Below are 20,145 nucleotides of genomic sequence, written 5' to 3'. Positions count from 1 at the left end.
GTCTGCGTCGAGCGAGTCGGCGAGTTCCTCGCGTGCGAGGACGTTCGCTTCGGGTGCGCCGACCGCATCGTAATTTCGGGGGACGGACGCGATTCGGAGAGTTCGAGCGCCGGTAGGCGTGACGTTCGGCCGCTACCAACGCCCTTTTCGCCGCGACTCGTCTACGACTCGCCGATGACTGCCGCTATCGAAGTCGAGGACCTTCGCAAGCAGTACGAGGGCGTGCAGGCGCTCGACGGCGTCTCGCTGTCGGTGCCCGAGGGGAGCTTCTTCGGTCTGCTCGGCCCCAACGGCGCGGGCAAGACCACCTTCATCAACATCCTCGTGGGACTCGTCCGGCGGTCGGGCGGCCGCGCCGAGGTGTTCGGCCACGACGTGGAGGACGACTACCGCGAGGCCCGCGACGCCATCGGCCTCGCGCCTCAAGAGTTCAACGTGGACCACTTCTTCCCGGTTCGTGAGGTTCTGGAGCACAAGGCGGGATACCACGGTATTCCGGCCGACGAGGCCCGCGAGCGCGCCGACGAGGTGCTGAAGCAGGTCGGCATCTACGACAAGCGCGACACCCGGTTCAACTGGCTCTCGGGCGGGATGAAGCGCCGGTTCATGCTGGCGCGGGCGCTCATCACCGACCCCGACTTGCTGATTCTGGACGAACCGACCGCGGGCGTGGACGTGCAGTTGCGCCACGACCTCTGGGACCTCATCACCGAACTCAACGAGTCGGGCACCACGATTCTGCTCACCACCCACTACATCGAGGAGGCCGAACGGCTCTGCGACGAGGTGGCGATTCTGGACTCGGGCAACCTGCTGACCGTGGCGACGCCGGAGGAACTGATGGACCGCGGCCCGGACAAGATTCGGGTCACGCTCCGGAACGCGCCGGCGAGCGCGCCCGACCTGCCGGCGCTCGCGGCGGGCGAGCGAGAGGGCCGCGTCGAGAGCGTCGAACTCGACGGCGACCAGTTGGTCGTCACGGCGACGCAGGGCGGACTGGTCGCGCCCGACCTCGTGCGGGCGCTCGACCGCGCCGGCCTCGAAATCGTGGACTTCGGCATCTCCCGGACCTCGCTCGAAGAGGTGTTCGTGGACATGACCCGCGAGGGCGGGAGCGACCAGCAGTCGGCCGAGACCGTCGCGGCGGACGGCGGCCGCGGTGGGACCGTCGGCGACGACGGGGGTGTCTCGGAATGAACCTCTCGGGGTTCACGGGGTTCAAGACCCTCGCGCGCCGCGAAATCCTCCGGTTCCTCCGGCGGCCCCGCAACACCTTCGTCCCGCCGTTCATCACCAACGTCCTCTACTTCTCGGTGTTCGGAGTCATCCTCGGGGACCGCGTTGGCAGAATCGCGCTGGACGGCGGCGACCCGATTCCGTACATCCTGTTCATCCTGCCCGGACTCGTGGTCCTCGGGGCCATCTCGAACGCCTTCGAGAACGCCTCGTTCTCCATCTTCCACGGACGCTGGAACGACTACATCGAGGAGACGCTCACGTCGCCGATGTCCTACTCGCGGATGGTCGTCGCCTACATCGTCGCGGGCGCGACCCGCGGCCTGCTCGTCGGGTCGCTCATCGCGGTCATCGGCGCGTTCTTCACCTCGGTCGGGGTCGCCAAGCCGTTCTACCTCGCGGCGTTCGGACTGGTCGTCAGCCTGCTGTTCGCCAGTTTCGGCGTCGTGGTCGGTCTCTGGGCCGACGACTGGGACAACCTCACCATGATGAACCAGTTCATCGTCCGACCGCTCGTCTTCTTCGGCGGCGTGTTCTACGCGATTCGGGAACTCCCCTCGCCGTATCAGGAACTCTCGATGCTCAACCCGATGGTGTACATGGTCAACGGCGTCCGGTACGGCTTCCTCGGCGTCTCGGAAGTGGACCCCAATTGGTCGCTGGCGGTCCTCTCGGCGCTTACCGCGGCAGTCCTCGCGCTCGACATTGCGCTGTTCAAGCGCGGGTACGGACTGACCGACTGAGAGATACTCTAAGAAACCGGCGAGACGACGACTTTCGGCCTACTCCTCCCACGGTTCGCCGCCCTGCTGGTCGCCGAACAGTTCCCGCATCAGGGTCACGATGCTCTCGGGCGGGAACTGGCCGCGTTCGGTCACGATGGCGTCCACGTAGCGCGGCGGGGTCACGTCGAACGCGGGGTTCTCGACCGCGAAGCCCTCGCCGTCGGCGTCGCCGTTGATTTCGGCCTCCTCGTCTTCGGTCAGCACCTCGCGCTCGTCGCGCATCTCGATTTCTACCGTGTGGCCCGTCATCGTGTCGGGGTGGAGTTTGAGCGTCTGTGCCGCGACCATGATGGGGACGCCCCGCTCGCGGGCGTTCACGGCGAGACCGGAGGTCCCGACCTTGTTGATGACCGACCCGTCGGCCGCGATGGAGTCCGCGCCGACGAGGACGTGGTCGACTTCGTCCAGATACCGGCGTGCGGCGTTGTCCACGACGAGGGTGACCGGCACGTCCCACTCCCGGAGTTGGCGGGCGGTGATGTGGCCCTGCTTGCGCGGCCGGGTCTCCTTGACGATGGCGCTGATGTCCTTGCCCTGTTCGAGGGCCTTCTCGACGCACGAGAGCGCGTCGGTCGAGTGGCAGTGGGTCATCACGGTGTCGCCGTCCCGGAGGCGGTTCGCGCCGATACGCCCCAGATTCTCCTGCGCTTGGTCGAGTTCGCGCCGGAACTCGCGGGCGCTCTCGACGACGGACTCCCGGAGTTCGGGCACCGTCTCGCCGTCCATCCCGCGGAGGACGTACCGCAGCGAGTTCGGCAGACTGACCGCGGTCGGTCTGGTCTCGCGGAGTCTCCGGGCCGCCGCGCGCATCTCCGCACGGAACTCGTCGGGGTCGTCGGCGTCGCTGTCCTCGGCCTGCGCCGCGAGCGCCTCGGCCGCGGCGTCGGCGATGGTCGCCGCGCCTCGGATTTCCATGCTGGCGATGTCGGCGGCGGCCCCCTCCACGCTCTCGTGCAGTTCGGGGTCGGTTCGGCTCATGCCCGCGGGTACGGGCCAAGGAGGGAAAAACGACGGGGTCGGCGAAGAAACCCGAGGCGCGACTCGCTCGTCACCGCGCCTGCTCGGGCAACTCGATTTCGTCGGGCGCCGGCATCCAGAAGATTTCGAGCGACACCGCCAGCGCGAACGGAATCGCCCAGACCAGCATCAGCGCGGTGGTCCTGTCCTCCACGCCGCTCCCGCCGAATCCGACGAATCCCGAGAGCAGGATGGTCGTGACGACGTACAGTAGCGGGACGAAGACGACGGTGTACACCACCGCGCCCCACTGGGTGGAGAGGCGGAGGCGGAAAAACCGGATGGCGACCGCCGCGAGGACGGTGTTGACGACCATGATGAGCAGGAACCCGATGGCTGTGGCGGCCGAGACCATTGCTACGTCCGTCTTGGGACCGCTCGCTTTTGTGGCTACCGGATGCGTGACGGTCGGAGTCCCGTCGCGCTACCGGCCGAGGTCCTCGTGGGCGCTCGACAGGTGGCGTGAGGCGAGCGCCGCGAGCAGCGAGAGTTCCCCGGCGAGCGCGCCCACGGCGATGATTTCGGCGAGCGCGTCGGCGTTGCTTCCGGCGGGGTCACCCCCGCCACGGAGGCCGAGTACGTCCAGCGCCTCCGACTGAGTCTGGAGTTTCGTGCCGCCGCCGACGGTGCCGACCTCCAGACTGGCGAGGCTCACGCTGGCGTAGAGCGCGTCATCACGGGCCTCGACGGTCGTGATGGCGTTGGCCCCTTCTACGACCTGCGCGGCGTCCTGTCCGGTGGCGAGGAACGCCGCGGCGACCACGTTCGCGGCGTGGGCGTTGAACCCGAGGCTCCCGGCCTTCGCGGACCCGACGAGGTTCTTCCGGGTGTTGGCCTCCTCGATGGCCTCCGGCGTGGTGTGGAGGCGGTCCTCGACCGTCTCGCGCGGGATTTCCACGTCCGCGGTGACGCTCCGGCCCCGGCCCTCGACGGCGTTGATGGCGGCGGGTTTCTTGTCGGAGCAGAGGTTGCCCGAGAGCGCGACCAGCGAGGCGGGTGTCTCGTCCTCGACTACTTCGGCGGCCTCGCGCGTGGCGATGGTCGCCATGTTCATCCCCATCGCGTCCTTGGTGTCGTAGACGAACCGCAGGTAGACCGAGTCGCCGACGACGTAGGTGTCCACGTCGAGGAGTTCGCCGTGGCTGGTGGTCGATTCGGCGGCCTCGCGCAGGCGCTCTGCGTTCTCGCCGACCCACGAGACGACTTCCTCGGCCTCGGCGACGCCGGACACCCGGAAGACCGGCGCGCGGGTCATCCCCGACTTGGTGACGCGGGCGTCCGCGCCGCCGGCGGTGGCGATGGTCGAGCAACCCCGGTTGACGCTGGCGACCAGCGCCCCTTCGGTCGTCGCCAGCGGCAGGTAGTACTCGCCGTCGGCCGCGCCGCCCGCGACCTGCACCGGGCCGACGACGCCCATCGGAATCTGGGCCGCGCCGACCATGTTCTCGACGTTCGCGTCGGCGGCCTGCTCGGCGTCGAGCGCGTAGTCGCCGACGGCGTCGAGGTCGGCGTCGGTCTCGGCCTCCAGCAGGCGTCGCCGGGCCGCCGCGGCGGTCTCGGCGTCGGTGCGGTCGTCGAGTTCGTGGAGTCGCAGTTCGCCCTCCCGGACTCGCTCGGCCAGCGCGTCCGGGTCGTCCGCGGCAGAGTCGTCGGTCATGTCCGGGCGATGGCGGGCGCGGCCCCTAACAGTTCTCATTCGGGTCGGGTCGCTCCGGGCCGAGTCGCTCCGGGCCAAGCTACTCCGGACCGAGTCATTCCGGGCCGGACCGCCTCGCCGCCCGGCCCGCGACCACTTTTACTTTCACTCCGCGCGTGGCTGAGGTTTATGGCCGTCTCGCCCGTAGCGTCGAGTGGTCCCCGGAGTGGCCGACCGGAGCGAGTCCACGCACGCAGCGGCCCGGCGGGGCGCGGACCCAGCAAGTTCGATTCGGTCTCCACCGACTCCTGTCATCCCCTACCCCCATCGCACCGCGCCCCGTCCGCCACCGCGGGACCGTCGTCACGACCGCGCTTCTCTCGACGGACTTCCCTCAGAGCAACCGATACCGACCGCGACTCTCGCTGACCTCGCCGCGTCGGACCAGTTTCTCCAGCGCGTCGCGGGCGTAGTCGGCCGGAACGCCTTCCTCGTCCGCGAACGCGACCACCTCGTCCTCGGTCGGCCGGTCGAGTTCCCGCAGAGCCGCCAGCACGGTGTCCTTCCGAGAGGTCCCGCGCGTGCTGGCCGACCGGTTCTCGACGCGTTCGGCGGCCGCTTCGACCTCGTCGGTGTCGATGCCCGAGGCTTCGAGGTACTCCTCGTCGGAGACGCCCGCGTTCTCGACTTGCGACTCCATCTCGGTGAACGAGTCGAGTTCCGCGAACGCCTCGCCCTCGCCCTGCCGGTTGGCGAGCATCGACGACCGGACCTCGCGGGCGTGGTCCTCGTCGTCGGTCTCCACGAACTTCTTCAACCTCTCGAACTTCCGGCGCTTGCCGCAGCGCGGACACTGGGTGGTCTCGGGCCGCCCCTCCACGATTTTGAGCGCCTGACACTCGCTACACCCCACGACGGCGTACATACTCACCGGTCGGGCTCTTTCCTACGTGAATGTTCGGTCTCGGGCCGGTGTCGGCGTCTTTCAGGTGCCTATTCCTATCTCTAAGAACCATCAATATGTCTTTGGCAACGCTGTAGTTATCCCACGACCAGCGTCACGGTCCGCTACCCTGTCCGACGACGGTGAGGCGGCCGAGTTCGCCCTCCACCCAGACGACGACGCCGATAACGCTGAAACGGCGTCGCGGTTCGAAGACGTACTCGTCGGTCGTTCCGTCCGGCAGGGCCGCCTCGATTCGGTACCGACCGAGTTCCGTAATCGCGTCGTCCAGCGCGACGGTGGTACCCGCCTCGACTCGGACCCGGTCGGTGAACACGGGCGTCTCGTCCGTCGCGTCGAAGACCGTTACCTCGACGCAGTGGGGCGAACCGCCGTCGTTCTCGACGCGGACGGGGAGCGAGTGCGACACCGACAGGACGCGCCAGACCGGGAGATACGCGGCGAGTCCTCGGCCGACGAGCGCCAGAAAGACCGCTCCGACCGCCAGATTCCGGAGCGCGACGACCGGCGGTGGCCCGCCGCTCGCGACCACCAGCGACCCGTACTCCGCGCCGCCGAGGAGCAGGAGTACCGGGACGTATATGACCCAGAGGAGCAACGCCGGCGGCCCCTGCACGTCGCCGACGAAGGGGTCAGCGACGAACACCAGGTAGTCGAACGCGAGGACGGCCAGCGGGAGAATCGCGCCGAATCGAACGAACAGCGCCGCCGCGACCGTTCCGACGAACCAGAGGCCGCCGAACGCGTACGCGAGACCCCGGAGGTCGCCGAGCGAGGACAGCCACTGCTCTCGAACGGAGAACGACGGGTACACCGCCCGCATCGTCCCGACGACGAGCGAGAGGTACGCCGCGCCGGCGAGCGCCCCGAGACCGACCGCTCGAACGGTCGCCTGCGAGACGAGTGGGAGAGGGCCGGTAGCCATCACCGGGCCTTCGAATGTCAGGCTCAAAACTGTTCGCTCCCGGCGTCTCGCTCACCGGTCGGTCGCTTCGGGGGCGACGACCTCCACCTTGATTCGCTCGGGGTCCTCGACGTAGACGGCGTAGTGGTCCGGCCCGCCCGCGTGCGGATGGTCGTCCTCGTAGAGAATCGTCGCGCCCCGCTCCCGGAGTTTCCGCGTCAGTTCGTCCACCTGCGAACGCGACGCGGCGTGAAACGCCAGGTGGTTCAGGCCCGGACGGCGACGGTGGTACGCCTCGTCGGCGTAGTCCTCCGGCGCGCGCACGAGGACGATATACGTCGGGCCGCGCTTCCACGACCGGCCGTCGGGCCACCGCTGGTACTCCTCGTAGCCGAGTTCCCCGAGGAACCACTCCCAGAACGAGACCGACGCCTCGAAGTCCGAGGCGTACAGTTCGACGTGGTGGAGCAGTCCCGCGGCACCGTCGTCCGGCACCGGCGGCGACTGGGCGTCCGCGATTCGGTCGGGCGTCTCGGCGGGCGTCCCCTCGCCCGCGTTCGTCGGCGCCTCGTCGTCCATACGCCGGAATCGAAAGCCGCGGCCAAAAGCGTTCTCCGGACCGACGCCGGTAAGACCGTCCGCCGGTCGAACCTTTAGGTGCCCGGCCGTCCTCGATACGGCCGACCATGGAAGTCGTACCCAAAGACGCGGAGGAGTCCACCGAGGCCGTCGAGGGCGTCCACCTCTCGCTGCTCGCCGGCGCCGAGGAGATGAACGTCCAGCACTTCTTCATCGAACCCGGCGCGGAGGTGCCCGAACACAGCCACGACAACGAGCAGACCGGGTACATCACGCAGGGGACGCTGACGTTCCTCGTGGACGGCGAGGAACTCGACGTGAGCGAGGGCGACTCCTACGCCATCCCCGGCGACGAACCCCACGCCGCCGAGAACCGCGGCGACGTGCCGGTCGAGGGCGTTGACATCTTCAGTCCGCCGCGTGAGAACCCGGACTGGAAGGACTGAGGACCGGTTCTCCTGCGGCAATCGGCTCAACGTTGGTCGTGGTGGTAATCGAGTCGAAGGCAGTGACCCGAGTAGAAATCGAGTCGGAGCTAGCTACTGCCGACGCCTATCAGACCGCACCGCACAGCGCCGCACCAGCCTCTACCTCCCCAACCGCCTGCGTTGCTCACTTCGCTGCGCTACTCGTCCCTCGCGCGCTTGAGCGCGCCACGACGGCGCGCTCGCACGCGCCGGGTGGATTATCCGGAACGCGTCGAACTCGAGGAACCCGGACCTTGCGCTCGCGCCGTTTCAGTCCAACCGTTCGAGGAACTGTCCGAACACCTCGCCCTCCACGTCCCGGAGTTCAGCGCCCTCGTTCGGTCCGACGCCGGTCTTCAGGTCCGCCGGGTCGGCGTCCGTCTCGCAGTCGCGGAGGCGCTCGAACAGCGCGGTCGCAGGTTCGGAGAGTTTCTCGCGGTGGTCCGCCACGAAGTCGAGAGTCGCTTCGCGGTCCACACTGCGGCCCGTCAGTTCCGCGTGAGCGACCCGGCCGACGCCCGCCGCGAGGACGACCCGGAACTGGCCGACCTGCTCGCGCACCACGTCGCGGCGCTCCCACGCGGCGTCCAGCAGGTCTGCACCGGTCGCGTCCTCGCTCGCCAGCAGGCGCGTGAGCGCGAACCCGTAGAGGCGTCCGGCGCTGTCCTCGCTGTGAATCCGGTCGGCGTAGCGTCGAATCAGTTCGTCGCGGCGCGCGGCCGGAATCTCGCCGGGGTCGGCCCTCCCGAGAATCGCCAGCGCGTGACCCCACCACCGGGAGCGTTCGTCCTCCGCGCCCGCCGCCTCCAGAACGTCGAGTATCGGTTCGAGCGCGTCGAGCGCCTCGCGGGCGTTCTCCCGGCGGGCGTGGAGTTCGACCACGCGCTCGTAGTGGGTTCGGGCCGTAGCGTGGTCGTCCCGTTCGCGGGCGAGGTCGGCCAGTCGCAGGCCGAGGTCGATGGCTCGCTCGGAGTCGCCGAGGCGACCCCGGACGCCGATGGCCTCGTCGTAGTGGTCGCGGGCGGTCTCGTAGTCGCCCGCGAGTTCGGCGCGCTTCTCGTGGTAGAGCGCCTCGGCGCGGCGCTTCCACGGGAGCAACTGCGCGAGGTTCTGCTCCAACCACCTGTCGAGACGGCCGCGAGTTCTCGGGACCTCCTACGTACTCATGCGGGAGTCTCTCTCGCGAAATTTTATAAATCTCTCCCCGGAGAATTTACGAATATATCGAGGCAACGAAACCGCCGAATCGTTACCGGAGTTCCGGCGCGAAAAAGAGGCCGAATCGAAACGCGGCTCTACGCGAGGTCTTCGATCTTGTCGCAGATGGCCTCGGCGTACTCGGTGGTGCCGACCTTCTCGGCGTCCTCGCGCTGGCGGGCGAGGTCGTACGTGACCGTGCCCGAGGAGATGGTCTCCTCGACGGCGTCGCGGATGAGTTCGCCGGTGTCGTCCCAGCCGAGGTACTCGAACAGGAGGCGACCCGAGAGGATGAGCGCGGTCGGGTTGGCCATGTCCTGTCCGGCGCGCTTGGGCGCCGACCCGTGGACCGGTTCGGCGAGACAGCGGTTGTCACCGAAGTTCGCGCCGGGCGCGATGCCGAGGCCGCCGATCTGGGCGCCCGCGGCGTCGCTGAGGTAGTCGCCGTTGAGGTTCGGCATGGCGAGCACGTCGAACTCGTCGGTGCGAAGCTGCATCCACTGGAGCATCGCGTCGGCGAGGCGCTCCTCGACCATGACGGCGTCCTCCGGGATGTCCACTTCGTCCTGCTCCTCCCAGAGCGAGTCGGGCGCGGCGAAGACCTCGTCGTCGGGGTACTCCTCGTCGGCGACCTCCATGCCCCAGTCGCCGAACTGGCCCTCGGTGAACTTCATGATGTTGCCCTTGTGGACCAGCGTGACCTTGTCGCGGTCGTTCTCGATGGCGTAGTCGATGGCCTCGCGGACGAGGCGCTTGCTGCCCTTCTCGGAGATGGGCTTGAGACCGAGACCGATCGGTCCCTCGTGCATGACGTCGTCGAAGTCCATCTCGTCCTCGACGAAGTCTCGGACCTTCTCGGCCTCGTCGGTACCGGCTTCCCACTCGATGCCGGCGTACACGTCCTCGGTGTTCTCCCGGAACGTGACCATGTCCATCTCCTCGGGCGCTTTCATCGGGGAGGGAACACCGTCGAGATAGTAGGTCGGTCGGACGTTCGCGTAGAGGTCGAGCGTCTGGCGGAGCGCGACGTTCAGCGACCGGAAACCGGCGCCGACCGGGGTCGTGAGCGGCCCCTTGATGGCGACGCGGTGTTCGCGGATGGCGTCGACTGTCTCGTCGGGCAGGTTCTCGTCGTACTTCTCTCGGGCGCTCTCACCGGCGTAGAGGCGCATCCAGTTGACATCGCGGCCCGTCTCCTCTGCGGCCTTGCTGAGGACCTTCTGGGCGGCCGGACCGACGTCCTGTCCGATGCCGTCCCCGTGAATGATGGGGATAATCGGATTATCGGGTACTTCGAGTCCGTCCTCGCCTTCCTCCGCGACGGTAATCTTCTCCCCGCTCTCGGGGACTTCCACCTTGTCGTAGCTCATGACACTCGAATCTGCGGGAGAGAGGGATAAAAGGGCTACCGTTTAGTCCCGCGGGTGCCATATACGTCCTTAAATTCCTAGTTTGAGGACGTGACTCATTCCCCGAATCGGGTCGCCCTTCGACTCCGCTCGGTTGCGAGTGGCCCGATTTTAAGGCGGATGGCGAACCACCCCATCGCATGAAGGTCATCGTTCACGGCGGGGCCGGAAGCGCCCCGGACGAACCCGAACCCAGACAGGCAGTGTTGGACGAGGCGGCCGAGACCGGCGCGGCCGAATCCTCGGTCGTAGACGCGGTCGAATCCGCGGTCCACGTCCTCGAATCGTCGCCCCGGTTCAACGCGGGCGTCGGCGGCGCGGTCCAGAGCGACGGCGCGATTCGGACCGACGCCGGCCTGATGACCAGCGACCGCGAGGCGGGAGCGGCCTGCTCGATGCCCGGCGTCGAACACGCCGTGAGCGCCGCCAGAGTCGTCATGGAGGAGACGCCCCACGTCCTCGTCTCGGGCGACCACGCGGTCGACCTCGCCGCGGACTTCGGGGTCGAGACCGGCGCGGACCTCTGGTCCGAGGAGACCCGCGAGAAGTGGGCCGACCTAGACGACGTGCCGGACGGCACCCCCAGCGAACACCTCGACTGGCTCGCCGAGAAGTTCGGCGGGAGTCCGGAGAGCGCCGACGACGGCGAGGAGGCGGACCGGAACCCGAAGGACCACGACACCGTGGGCGCAGTCGCGTACGACGGCGAGACCGACGAGTTCGCGGCGGCGACTTCGACCGGCGGCCGGTGGCTCGCGCTCGCGGGCCGAGTCGGCGACGTACCCCAGATAGGGAGCGGCTTCTTCGCGGCCCCCGCGGGCGGGGCCAGCGCGACCGGTGCGGGCGAAGACATCGCTAAAGCCACGCTGACCCGCCGGGCGGTCCGCCACCTCGAATCGGGCTACGAGGCGCAGGCCGCGGCCGACCGCGCCGTCGAAGAGTTCGCCGAACTCACCGGGTCGTCGGCGGGCGTCATCGTCCTCGACGGCGACGGGAACGCCGGGAGCGCGTTCAACTCCGAGGCGATGCAGACCGCGGTCAGCGACCGCTCCGCGACCGAGTGAGTCCGGAAAAAGAATCGAGACCGGTAGACGGCGTTAGACTTCCGCGGTGGTCGTCTGCTCGCCGGCTTCAGTCGTCGCCTGCTCGTCTTCGGTCGTCGTCTGTTCGCCGGCCTCGGTCGTCGTCTGCTGGCCGCCTTCGGTCGTGGTCTCCTGATCGACGTTTATCTGACCGCCGTCGGTTTCGTTACTTTCGGTGACGTCCAACTGCGCGGTCGAACGCGCCGTGTCGGTGTAGACGCCGTGGGTGTAGGTCCCGGCCGGGAACGCGCCGATGGTGGCGTTGAACGTCACGGTCGCGGACCCGCCGGCGGGCACCTGCACGAGTTCGGACTCGATGACGTTGCCCGCGATGCGGTACGAGACCTGTTTCGCGATCATGTCGTTACCGACGTTGACCAGCACCGCTTCGACGGTGTACGACTCGCCCTGCTGGACCGAACTGGGCGCGTTCAGGTTCTGGATGGAGATGAGCGCGATCTGTCCGCTCCCGAGGTCGACCGAGCTAGCCGCGACCGACCCGACGACCGCTCGCTGGACGCTCACGCTCTCGGCCGAGACGCTGCTGATGGTCGTGCCACCCGCTTGGTCGGCCGTACCGGCGGCTTCCTCGGTCGTGGTCTCCGCTGCGGCTTCGTCCGCTGCGGTGGTCTCTTCCCCTTCAGTCGTGGTTTCCTCCTCGACGGAGGTCTCCTGACCCGCCGCCGTGGTGGTCTCCTCTTGGAGCGCCGCTTCTTGGGTGGTCGTCTCCTCGCCGGCCATGGTCGTCTCTTCGCCCGCCGCGGTGGTCTCTGCTTCGGTGGTCGTCTCCTCGGCCGCCGCGGTCGTGGTTTCTTCCGCCGCCGTCGTCGTCTCTTGCGTCGTTACCTGCGCGGCTTGGGCGCCGATGTCCATGAGGACCAGCGTCTGGATGGTCATCTGGTCCACTTGGAGGTTCTCGATGGTCGCGCTATCGACCGTGACGTTTCCGAGTTGGCTCTGGCCCTCCGCGGCGGTCGTGGTCTGCTGACCCGCCGCCGTGGTGGTCTCCTCCTGTTCGGCGGTGGTCTCGGCCTCCTCCTCGGTGGTGGTGGTCTCCTCTTGGAGCGCGGCCTCCTCGGTGGTGGTCTCGCCGCCCTGCGTCGCCGCGCCGCTCTGCTGGCCGCTCTCGACGCGGACGTTCTGGACGATTAACTGCGAGAGGTTCATCTGCTCGATGGTCAGGTCCTGCACCGTGACCGACTGGACCGAGGTGTTACCGCTCAGCGCCTGTGCGAGAGTCTGGTCTTGGGTCTGGAGGTTCTGGACCGAGACGTTCTGGACCGCCAGACTCCGTAGCCTGACGTTCTGGAGCGTCGCGTTATCGAGTGTCTTGTTCTGCCCGACGACTTCGACCGTGTCTACCTGCAGGGTCTGAATCGTCGCGTTTTCGACTGTGACGTTCGCTAACTGTAACTGTTCGACTGTGACGTTCTGCAGGGTGACGTTCTCCGATTGCGCGGCAGGCGACGACGACGTCCCTCCGAGAGCCGCCAGCGGGACGCTGGCGAGAACGAGGGCCGTCACCATCAGCACTGCGCCTGTTTCTCGTTGCATATGCAGGCAATCATATCGCCAGAGTCGCCAATAAACGGGGCCAACCGTTCCGAACCGTTTGGCGTTTTGACGGGCTATTACTGCCGTTACCGCCGAGTTATCCCGCTGGTACGACGGCCCTAACGGCTTCGGACGTGCAGGCCGACGAATCCCGGTCTGTCACCGCTGGAAAACGTCCGACCTCCCTCTCGTCTGGGCTGGCCTCGCCTCCGACCGGGGCGGCGCGACCTTCGGTTCGCCGTCGCGCGAGACGGAAACTCTTTCCGGGGCTCAGAACAACGTCAAGGCATGAGCGAAACCGAGGTGGACCTCGAAGCCGAGAAGTACGAGAAGCACCGCGAGGCCGGCGAAATCCTCGCACAGGTCCGCGAGGAGGCCGCCGACCGCGTCGCGGTCGGAACGACCCAGTTGGAGGTCGCCGAGTACGCCGAGGAGCGCATCCGCGAACTCGGCGGCGAACCCGCGTTCCCGGTCAACATCAGCGTGGACGAGGAAGCCGCCCACGCGACGCCGAGCGCGGACGACGACACCGAGTTCGGCGAGGAGATGGTCAACCTCGACATCGGCGTCCACATCGACGGCTGGATAGCCGACACCGCGATTACGGTGGACCTGTCCGGCAATCCCGAACTCGAAGAGGCCAGCGAGGAGGCCCTCGACGCGGCGCTCGACATGGTCGAACCCGGCGTCGAGACCGGCGACATCGGCGCGGAAATCGAGTCGGTCATCGACGGCTACGGCTACAACCCGGTGGTCAACCTCACCGGCCACGGTCTCGACCAGTACCAGCAGCACGTCTCGCCGAACATCCCCAATCGAGCGGTCTCGCAGGGCGTGGAACTGGAGGTCGGCGACGTGGTCGCCATCGAACCGTTCGCCACCGACGGCACCGGCAAAGTGACCGAGGGCAACGACGAGGAGATATTCGCGCTCGAACGCGAGGGGTCGGTCCGCGACCGACAGGCCCGGAAGGCGCTCGAACAGATAACCGAGGAGTTCCGGACGCTCCCGTTCGCCCAGCGGTGGCTCGACGCGCCCCGCGCCGAGATGGCGCTGCGCCGCCTCAAGATGAACGACATCGTCCACGGCTATCCGGTTCTCAAGGAGGACGACGGCAAGCTAGTCAGCCAGAAGGAACACACCATCATCGTCACCGAAGACGGGTGTGAGGTCACGACCGAGTAGCGCCGTCGGAAAGTCGGCGGGCCGACGAACTCCCGGCCGAAGTTTCACTTCTGTTGACATCATTGGCGACGACGATACCTTTCGCTACGAGGTGTTTTAATTTCCGAGACGTATCCCGTGCTAGTGTGACCGACTACTCGCTCGTCCTGTCGCTCTACCACCGGCGGGACCGCTCGAAACGAGAAGGGACGTCGCAGCGTCGGGGACGGACGGCAAAATACCCACCACACGTACGGCAGGGAGAGCGGCGGCGTTACGCGTTGTTCATCCGCTGACTCGACTCTTCGCCGCAGATTTCGCACTCGGTGACGCGGTAGGGTTCCCGGGAGAACTCGGCGTTCTCGCGCTTCTGGCTCTCGGTCCGAATTTGCACGGAGACCTCGTGTGGGGTCTCGCGCTCGCACTGGTCGCACGATTCCGTTATCGCCTGGAAGTTGTGATTTTGTGTAGCCATCGTGACCTTCCTCTCGGTCTCTTCTTGCGCTGATAAGAGCATAAAAACCCCCATCCGTTGGGGGGCGTTCGAACCGTTTATTCCGCTTCCGTCTTGCGATTTACCCGTAATATCGAACGAGAGCGCCTCAAACAGTTTATAACCTCGTTAGAGAGAGTAATGAAACAAAAACTCCGTGCAACGACCGAAGCCTTTAAATACAGAGATTAGGGGTCGAGACCGTAGAGAGCGGACCGCAGGAACACCAGCACGGGGATAATTTCGAGTCGACCGATCCACATGTTAAGCAGGAACATCCCCTCGGCGAGCGCGGGCATCTCGGGCCCGGTGATGCCGGCCGAGAGTCCGACGTTGCCCTGCGCGCTGGCGACCTCGAAGAGAGCGTCCGCGTAGGTGAACGACTGGCCGACGACGTTGATCATGACGAGGCTACTCGCGAGGAGAATGAGTAGCCAGAGCATGCTCACGATGGCCGCCTCGCTGAACTCCCGCTCCATCCCCTCGCGGTCGAGCAGTCGGTCGCCGATTTCGACGTTCACGACGGCCGACGAGGGGAGGAACACGCGGGAGAACTGCCATCGGATTCCCTTGCCGATGGTGTAGCCCCGGATTATCTTGATGCCGCCGACGGTCGACCCGGCCGCGCCACCCAGCGTCATGGCGAAACTCACGATGAGTTTCCCGCCCGCGCTCCACCTGCCGATGGGGGCCGACTGGAACCCCGTGCAGGTCAGCGCGCTGACGAACTGGAACACCGAGTCCCGGAGGACGTCGCCCTCGTCCGCGAACGCCCGTGCGAACTCGGGAGTCAGCAGATTCTGGACGGTCAGCGCGACGACGCCGACCGCGAACAGGACGAACAGCCACTTCGTCTGTACGTCCTCGAAGAGCGCGCGCGGGTCCCGGTTGGTCAGCACCATGTAGTGGATGGGGAACGCGATGGCTCCGAGGGTCATGATGGGCAGTAGAACCGTCTCGACCAGCGTCGAGTCGTAGGTGGCGATGGAGTTGTCGGTCACGCTGAACCCGCCGGTCGAGAGTCCGGTCATGGCGTGATTGAGCGCCTGCCAGAGCGCCGTGCCCGGCGATAGCGGTTCGCTCAGGGAGATGGCGGCGAACAGCGCGACGATGGCGAGGACGGTGTAGCCCGCGAAAATCTTCCAGACGGTCTGGACCGTGTGTATGATGCTCGGGTGGATGCGCTCCTCGCGGGTCTCGGCCTGATAGAGCGTGTAACTCCCGCTTCCGGGACGGGCGAGGATGGCGGTCGTGAGGACGATGACGCCGACGCCTCCGACCCACTGGATGAGCGAGCGCCACCACTGGATGGCGTGGGGGAGCGACGGTTCGTGGACCGCCATCGTCAGCCCGCTTCCGGTCCACCCCGACATGCTCTCGAAGAAGGCGTGGAGCGGATTCTGGAAGTACGCGAGACTCGACAGCGTCGTGGTCGAACCGACGCGAATCGGCTCCCACGAGGAGGTGTCCGCGCCCGCAGGGACGAACGTCGCCATCAGCTCCGGCGGGACGAAGTGGGCCGCGAACAGGAACGGGAGCGACCCGAACGTCGCCGTGGCGAACCAGCCCCCGGCGGCGATGACCATCCCGTGTTTCATCTGGGGGTCGGGTGCGTCCGCGAACCACTTGCGGGCGACGCCGCCGAACAGCGCGGTGACGCCGCCGGCGAGCAGGAACGCCAGCGCGACGTACCACTCGCGGAACGCCGCGGCGACGCCGACGCTGAGCGTCATCAGTCCGGCCTGCATCAACACGAGCGCACCCACGTCCCGGAGGATGGTGGCGAGGTCCGCGGGCACACCTCGGACGGTGCGCCTTCGCGTCATGTAGCGTGGTCCTCGTAGTGGCCGAAGATATCGGTCGTCTCGGGCGTGACGCCCGACTCCGAGAAGACCGTCACGAGGTCGCCCGGCCGGATTCGGGTGTCGCCCCGCGGCGTGATGATGTCGCCGTCGCGCTCGATGGCGACCACGAGGATGCCCTCCCGGAACATGCCCTCGTCGGCGGCCTGCGACAGGGTCATGCCGGAGACGTCGGCGTCCTGCTGGACGGTTATCTCGAACACCTCGGCTCGGTCGCCGACGCGCATGTAGTCCTTGATGGAGGGGCGCTTGACCGCCCGGTAGAGGTAGTCTGCGATGAGCCGTTGGGGGTTCTCCATGACGTTGACCCCGATTTGGCGAAAGAGGTTCATGTGTTCGGGGTTGTGGACGACCGAGACGATGGAGGGAATCTCCAGTTCCTTGCCGAGCAGGCTCACCATCACGTTCGTCGCGTCGTGTTGCGTCGTGGCGATGAGCGCGTCGGCCCTGTCGCCGCCCGCCTCCTCCAAGGTGTCCATGATGGTCGCGTCGTCGTTCAACACCAGCGCGTCGAACTGCGAGGCGGCGGCTTCGGCTCTCGCGGGGTCCTTCTCGACGACGACCACGTCGTTGTCGTTCTGCGTCGCTATCTCGATGAGTTGCGAGCCGATGTCGCCCGCTCCGACGATGACGAGATACATTCGTGTCCCCCATAAAAAGGGCGACACTTGAAAAGATACCTTTCTCCGGTCGAGGCTCCCGGACCGCCGCGAACTCGACGGGCCAACTCACAGAACCGAAACGCCGCTTCCGAACCGCGGAAACCTAAACCCTCCTCGCCCTTCGAAGCCGTATGGAACAGGTCTTCGCACCGTGGCGCATCGAGTGGGTCGAGCGAGACGACGCCGACGACGACATCGAGGGCTGTGTCTTCTGCGCGTTCGCCGAGCGAGACGACGACCGCGAGAACCTCGTCGTCGCGCGGAGCGACCACGCCTTCGTCGTCTTCAACAACTACCCCTACAATCCGGGCCACGCGATGGTGATTCCCCGTGAACACACCGGCGACTACCGGGACCTCTCCGAGGAGGTCCTGCTGGACCACGCCCGACTCAAGCAGCGGACCTTCGACGCGCTCGACGACGCGCTCTCGCCGACCGGCTTCAACGCGGGCCTCAACCTCGGGCAGGGCGCGGGCGGGTCCATCGACGACCACCTCCACACCCACGTCGTTCCGCGCTGGGAGGGAGACACCAACTTCATGCCGGTCGTCTCTGACACGAAGGTCATCGTGGAAGCGATAGACGAGACCTACGACCGCGTGCGCGAGGCGTTCGCCGAGCAGGAGGGCGCGGAGGTTCCGAACGACGACGAGCGAGCGGTCCGGTTCTGACCGCCGCGTCCGCGAGAACGATACTCCCTTCTTTCGGGAGTTCCAACCCCTTCTCGATGAGCGAGCGGAGCATGCGCCGCGTGGGGGCGGTCGTCTTGGCCGTCAACGTCCTGTTGGTCGCCGCCAAGGGACTGGTCTGGTGGTCGACCGGAAGCCTCGCGGTCGGTTCCGAGGCGGTCAACAGCCTCGCGGACTCGGGCTACAGCCTCGTCATCCTCGCGGGCCTCTACCTGACGACTCAACCGCCCGACTTCAGCCACCCTCACGGCCACGAGCGCATCGAACCGTTCGTCTCGCTGTTCATCGCGCTCGGGGTCTTCGCGGCCGGCATCGGCGTCCTCTGGCAGGCGGTCACCTCTGTCCTCTCGGGAGACGTCGGGGCGGCCGTGACCTCTCCGGCCGCGGTCGGCGTATTGGTCGCCACCGCCGCCGTGAAGTTCGGTCTCTACCGCTACTGCCTCCGCGTCGCCGAGGAGACCCGCTCCCCGGCGCTGACCGCCACCGCGCTCGACAACCGCAACGACATCCTGACCGCGGGCGCGGCGCTGGTCGGGGTGCTGGGCGGGACCGTCGGACTGCCGGTTTTGGACCCCATCGCAGCGGGCGTCGTCTCGGTCGGCATCCTCTACACGGGGTACGAAATCGTACGCGACAACGTGGACTACCTCGTCGGGAGCGCGCCGCCCGAGGACCTCCGGGCCGAAATCATCCGCCGGACGCTGGACCACCCCGACGTGGAGGGCGCTCACGACGTCATCGCCCACTACGTCGGCCCGGAAATCGACGTGAGCCTCCACATCGAAGTCGAGGGCGACCGGACGCTGTTCGAGGCCCACGCCATCGAGACCGACATCGTGCAGTCCATCCGTGACTTGGAGGAGGTAGACGACGTGTTCGTCCACGTGGACCCGAAGGAACTCGGCGAGTGGAAGGACGACGAGTCGATAGACGAGTTGGTCGAAGACGAGATGTCGAAGCCGTGAGGTCGGGCGAACGAGATGCCGAAGCCGTGAGGCCGGGCGAACGAGATGCCGAAGCCGTGAGGCCGGGCGAACGAGATGTCGAAGCCGTGAGGTCGGGCGGGCGAGAGAAAGCGCCCCGTCACGAAGAAACCGCTACCTTGCTCAAGCGTGTCTGTGTATTGCTGTATCGGGGTCGAGTCCGTCAGACCGGTTCGCCGAAGGCGTACACCGTGCTGTGGCCCGTAATCTCCACGTCCACGAAGTCGCCGACCTCGACGCCGTGGTCGTCGGCGTTCTGGACGATGACCTGTCGATACGCTTCGTCGTAGCACTTCACGGAGTCGCCGGTCCCCTCCTCGACGACCAGCACCTCGTGCGTCTCGCCGACCATGTCGTCGTACGCCTCGGCGACCACGTCCATCTTCAGGTCGGTCATCGCCTTCGAGCGGTCCTTCTTGACCTGTCCGCCCAGTCCCTTCATGTCCGCGGCGTCCGTACCGGGCCGCTTCGAGAAGCGCGTGACGTTTATCTTCTCCGGGCGGGTCTCGCGCAGCAGCGCCATGCTCTGGGCGTGGTCCTCCTCCTCCTCGGTCGGGAAGCCGACGATGAAGTCGGTCGAGAGCGTCCAGTAGTCCAGATACTCGTCGAACGTCTCGACGATTTCGACGTACTCGCTGACCTGATGCTGGCGGCGCATGTCGCCCAGCACGTCGTCGGACCCCGACTGGACCGGCGCGTGGATGAAGTTGTACAACTTCTCGTTCTCGGCGAACACCTCGGCGAGTTCCTCGCGGATGCCGTGGACGCCCTTCGGGTTCGCCATCCCGACGCGGACTCGGAAGTCGCCCTCGATGTCGCAGATTCGGTCGAGCAGTTCGTGCAACTTGCGCTCGCCGTCGTCCCACCCGTAGACCCCGGTGTCCTGTCCGGTGATTCGGAGTTCCTTCGCGCCCGCGTGGACCAGCGCGCGGGCTTTCTCGACGTTCTCCTCAACCGGCGGCGAGTCGATTTTGCCGGTCGCCTTCTTCGTGATGCAGTACGAGCAGTCGGACATACAGCCGCGAGCGATGGGGAGGATGCCGATGACGCCGTCGAGAATCGGCTCGGCGTCGGGCGTCGTCGTCGGACACTCGCCGTTCGTGACCGCCTCGGGAACCTCGTCCCAGTGGATAACGTCGGCGTCCACGTCGGCGTCGCGGAACTCCTCGCCCTGCGCGAGCGCCATGCAACCCGTGACGATGAGGTCCGCGGTCTCGTCGCCCAACTCCTCGGCCCGCCGGAGCATGTTTCGCTCGGTCTTCTCGACGACCGTGCAGGTGTTGAGGATGGCCACGTCGGCCTCCTCGGCACCCTCGACGCGGTGATGGCCCGCGTCGCGGAGCCGCCGCTCTATCTGGCGGCTCTCGCCCCGGTTCGACGTACAACCGTAGGTTTCGATGTGATACCGGGCCATTCGCTTGTGCGTGCCTTTCGGCTACGCGGGCAAAAGCGCGACGGATTA

General features: G+C 66.9%; 20 protein-coding genes. 7 read left to right on the top strand and 13 right to left on the bottom strand.

Annotation, left to right across the window (positions count from 1 at the left end; all coding sequences use genetic code 11):
• The first annotated feature begins 174 nt into the window (after window positions 1-174).
• Together M0R89_RS03740 and M0R89_RS03735 are read left to right on the top strand one after the other, a co-directional pair.
• The gene (locus M0R89_RS03740; protein WP_248651231.1) at window positions 175-1,197 is read left to right on the top strand and encodes an ABC transporter ATP-binding protein; all 1,023 of its coding nucleotides are present in this window, start codon (window positions 175-177) and stop codon (window positions 1,195-1,197) included.
• On the top strand, window positions 1,194-1,979 hold the full coding sequence (locus tag M0R89_RS03735; RefSeq protein WP_248651230.1) for an ABC transporter permease: 786 nt from the start codon (window positions 1,194-1,196) through the stop codon (window positions 1,977-1,979). The genes M0R89_RS03740 and M0R89_RS03735 overlap by 4 nt, the downstream gene beginning before the upstream one ends.
• 39 nt (window positions 1,980-2,018) lie before the next feature.
• Here the strand turns inward: M0R89_RS03735 and M0R89_RS03730 are convergent, their stop codons facing one another.
• From M0R89_RS03730 to M0R89_RS03705, 6 genes are all read right to left on the bottom strand, one after another.
• Window positions 2,019-2,999, bottom strand: a complete 981-nt coding sequence (locus M0R89_RS03730) for a ribose 1,5-bisphosphate isomerase (RefSeq protein ID WP_248651229.1) — start codon at window positions 2,997-2,999, stop codon at window positions 2,019-2,021.
• Window positions 3,000-3,069: 70 nt separating this feature from the next.
• Window positions 3,070-3,393, bottom strand: a complete 324-nt coding sequence (locus M0R89_RS03725; RefSeq protein WP_248651228.1) for a DUF7991 family protein — start codon at window positions 3,391-3,393, stop codon at window positions 3,070-3,072.
• Between the two features lie 69 nt (window positions 3,394-3,462).
• Complete coding sequence (gene hmgA / locus M0R89_RS03720) at window positions 3,463-4,695, bottom strand: hydroxymethylglutaryl-CoA reductase (NADPH) (RefSeq protein WP_248651227.1); 1,233 nt, start codon at window positions 4,693-4,695, stop codon at window positions 3,463-3,465.
• 373 nt (window positions 4,696-5,068) lie between these two features.
• Window positions 5,069-5,599 carry a DUF5817 domain-containing protein gene (locus M0R89_RS03715; protein WP_248651226.1) on the bottom strand — a complete coding sequence of 177 codons (531 nt, stop codon included), beginning with the start codon at window positions 5,597-5,599 and terminating at the stop codon, window positions 5,069-5,071.
• 133 nt (window positions 5,600-5,732) lie between these two features.
• A complete protein-coding gene (locus tag M0R89_RS03710; RefSeq protein ID WP_248651225.1) occupies window positions 5,733-6,563 on the bottom strand; it encodes a hypothetical protein in 831 nt (276 codons plus the stop codon).
• A gap of 51 nt (window positions 6,564-6,614) precedes the next feature.
• Complete coding sequence (locus M0R89_RS03705; protein ID WP_438267688.1) at window positions 6,615-7,013, bottom strand: VOC family protein; 399 nt, start codon at window positions 7,011-7,013, stop codon at window positions 6,615-6,617.
• 215 nt (window positions 7,014-7,228) lie between these two features.
• On the opposite strand from M0R89_RS03705, the gene M0R89_RS03700 reads away from it, so the two are divergent.
• Complete coding sequence (locus M0R89_RS03700; protein WP_248651223.1) at window positions 7,229-7,567, top strand: cupin domain-containing protein; 339 nt, start codon at window positions 7,229-7,231, stop codon at window positions 7,565-7,567.
• A 291-nt stretch (window positions 7,568-7,858) separates the two neighbouring features.
• On the opposite strand, the gene M0R89_RS03695 is transcribed toward M0R89_RS03700, so the two are convergent.
• On the bottom strand, window positions 7,859-8,707 hold the full coding sequence (locus M0R89_RS03695; RefSeq protein ID WP_248651222.1) for an outer membrane protein assembly factor BamD: 849 nt from the start codon (window positions 8,705-8,707) through the stop codon (window positions 7,859-7,861).
• 176 nt (window positions 8,708-8,883) lie between these two features.
• The gene (icd, locus tag M0R89_RS03690; RefSeq protein ID WP_248651221.1) at window positions 8,884-10,155 is read right to left on the bottom strand and encodes an NADP-dependent isocitrate dehydrogenase; all 1,272 of its coding nucleotides are present in this window, start codon (window positions 10,153-10,155) and stop codon (window positions 8,884-8,886) included.
• Window positions 10,156-10,334: 179 nt separating this feature from the next.
• Between icd and M0R89_RS03685 the strand changes: the two genes are divergently transcribed.
• Entirely contained in the window at window positions 10,335-11,258 is a 924-nt protein-coding gene (locus M0R89_RS03685; protein ID WP_248651220.1) for an isoaspartyl peptidase/L-asparaginase, read from the top strand.
• Between the two features lie 33 nt (window positions 11,259-11,291).
• Here the strand turns inward: M0R89_RS03685 and M0R89_RS03680 are convergent, their stop codons facing one another.
• The gene (locus M0R89_RS03680; RefSeq protein WP_248651219.1) at window positions 11,292-12,830 is read right to left on the bottom strand and encodes a hypothetical protein; all 1,539 of its coding nucleotides are present in this window, start codon (window positions 12,828-12,830) and stop codon (window positions 11,292-11,294) included.
• A 288-nt stretch (window positions 12,831-13,118) separates the two neighbouring features.
• On the opposite strand from M0R89_RS03680, the gene map reads away from it, so the two are divergent.
• Window positions 13,119-14,015 carry a type II methionyl aminopeptidase gene (gene map, locus M0R89_RS03675; RefSeq protein ID WP_248651218.1) on the top strand — a complete coding sequence of 299 codons (897 nt, stop codon included), beginning with the start codon at window positions 13,119-13,121 and terminating at the stop codon, window positions 14,013-14,015.
• Window positions 14,016-14,268: 253 nt separating this feature from the next.
• On the opposite strand, the gene M0R89_RS03670 is transcribed toward map, so the two are convergent.
• From M0R89_RS03670 to M0R89_RS03660, 3 genes are all read right to left on the bottom strand, one after another.
• The gene (locus M0R89_RS03670) at window positions 14,269-14,469 is read right to left on the bottom strand and encodes a DUF7835 family putative zinc beta-ribbon protein (protein WP_248651217.1); all 201 of its coding nucleotides are present in this window, start codon (window positions 14,467-14,469) and stop codon (window positions 14,269-14,271) included.
• A 206-nt stretch (window positions 14,470-14,675) separates the two neighbouring features.
• Window positions 14,676-16,313: a TrkH family potassium uptake protein gene (locus tag M0R89_RS03665; protein ID WP_248651216.1), complete on the bottom strand. Its 1,638-nt coding sequence runs from the start codon at window positions 16,311-16,313 to the stop codon at window positions 14,676-14,678.
• The gene (locus tag M0R89_RS03660; RefSeq protein WP_248651215.1) at window positions 16,310-16,990 is read right to left on the bottom strand and encodes a potassium channel family protein; all 681 of its coding nucleotides are present in this window, start codon (window positions 16,988-16,990) and stop codon (window positions 16,310-16,312) included. Before M0R89_RS03660 ends, M0R89_RS03665 begins: the two co-directional genes overlap by 4 nt.
• Window positions 16,991-17,142: 152 nt before the next feature.
• On the opposite strand from M0R89_RS03660, the gene M0R89_RS03655 reads away from it, so the two are divergent.
• Window positions 17,143-17,682, top strand: coding sequence for an HIT family protein (locus M0R89_RS03655; protein ID WP_248651214.1), 540 nt, complete (start codon window positions 17,143-17,145; stop codon window positions 17,680-17,682).
• A gap of 56 nt (window positions 17,683-17,738) precedes the next feature.
• Window positions 17,739-18,665 carry a cation diffusion facilitator family transporter gene (locus tag M0R89_RS03650; protein WP_248651213.1) on the top strand — a complete coding sequence of 309 codons (927 nt, stop codon included), beginning with the start codon at window positions 17,739-17,741 and terminating at the stop codon, window positions 18,663-18,665.
• Window positions 18,666-18,846: 181 nt separating this feature from the next.
• On the opposite strand, the gene M0R89_RS03645 is transcribed toward M0R89_RS03650, so the two are convergent.
• Window positions 18,847-20,097, bottom strand: coding sequence for a tRNA (N(6)-L-threonylcarbamoyladenosine(37)-C(2))-methylthiotransferase (locus M0R89_RS03645; protein ID WP_248651212.1), 1,251 nt, complete (start codon window positions 20,095-20,097; stop codon window positions 18,847-18,849).
• Between the last annotated feature and the right edge of the window lie 48 nt (window positions 20,098-20,145).

This window comes from Halorussus limi (assembly GCF_023238205.1).
Taxonomy (GTDB): Archaea; Halobacteriota; Halobacteria; order Halobacteriales; family Haladaptataceae; genus Halorussus; species Halorussus limi.
Note: the sequence above shows the minus strand (reverse complement) of the source record. Positions and strands in the feature narration are given on the sequence as shown.

Coding starts and splice junctions, on each gene's coding strand:
- M0R89_RS03730 (WP_248651229.1), bottom strand. CDS start 2,999: ATGAGCCGAACCGACCCCGAACTGCACGAGAGCGTGGAGGGGGCCGCC.
- M0R89_RS03685 (WP_248651220.1), top strand. CDS start 10,335: ATGAAGGTCATCGTTCACGGCGGGGCCGGAAGCGCCCCGGACGAACCC.
- M0R89_RS03645 (WP_248651212.1), bottom strand. CDS start 20,097: ATGGCCCGGTATCACATCGAAACCTACGGTTGTACGTCGAACCGGGGC.
- M0R89_RS03660 (WP_248651215.1), bottom strand. CDS start 16,990: ATGTATCTCGTCATCGTCGGAGCGGGCGACATCGGCTCGCAACTCATC.
- M0R89_RS03735 (WP_248651230.1), top strand. CDS start 1,194: ATGAACCTCTCGGGGTTCACGGGGTTCAAGACCCTCGCGCGCCGCGAA.
- M0R89_RS03655 (WP_248651214.1), top strand. CDS start 17,143: ATGGAACAGGTCTTCGCACCGTGGCGCATCGAGTGGGTCGAGCGAGAC.
- M0R89_RS03710 (WP_248651225.1), bottom strand. CDS start 6,563: ATGGCTACCGGCCCTCTCCCACTCGTCTCGCAGGCGACCGTTCGAGCG.
- M0R89_RS03665 (WP_248651216.1), bottom strand. CDS start 16,313: ATGACGCGAAGGCGCACCGTCCGAGGTGTGCCCGCGGACCTCGCCACC.
- hmgA (WP_248651227.1), bottom strand. CDS start 4,695: ATGACCGACGACTCTGCCGCGGACGACCCGGACGCGCTGGCCGAGCGA.
- M0R89_RS03715 (WP_248651226.1), bottom strand. CDS start 5,599: ATGTACGCCGTCGTGGGGTGTAGCGAGTGTCAGGCGCTCAAAATCGTG.
- M0R89_RS03740 (WP_248651231.1), top strand. CDS start 175: ATGACTGCCGCTATCGAAGTCGAGGACCTTCGCAAGCAGTACGAGGGC.
- M0R89_RS03725 (WP_248651228.1), bottom strand. CDS start 3,393: ATGGTCTCGGCCGCCACAGCCATCGGGTTCCTGCTCATCATGGTCGTC.
- M0R89_RS03680 (WP_248651219.1), bottom strand. CDS start 12,830: ATGCAACGAGAAACAGGCGCAGTGCTGATGGTGACGGCCCTCGTTCTC.
- M0R89_RS03670 (WP_248651217.1), bottom strand. CDS start 14,469: ATGGCTACACAAAATCACAACTTCCAGGCGATAACGGAATCGTGCGAC.
- icd (WP_248651221.1), bottom strand. CDS start 10,155: ATGAGCTACGACAAGGTGGAAGTCCCCGAGAGCGGGGAGAAGATTACC.
- M0R89_RS03700 (WP_248651223.1), top strand. CDS start 7,229: ATGGAAGTCGTACCCAAAGACGCGGAGGAGTCCACCGAGGCCGTCGAG.
- M0R89_RS03650 (WP_248651213.1), top strand. CDS start 17,739: ATGAGCGAGCGGAGCATGCGCCGCGTGGGGGCGGTCGTCTTGGCCGTC.
- map (WP_248651218.1), top strand. CDS start 13,119: ATGAGCGAAACCGAGGTGGACCTCGAAGCCGAGAAGTACGAGAAGCAC.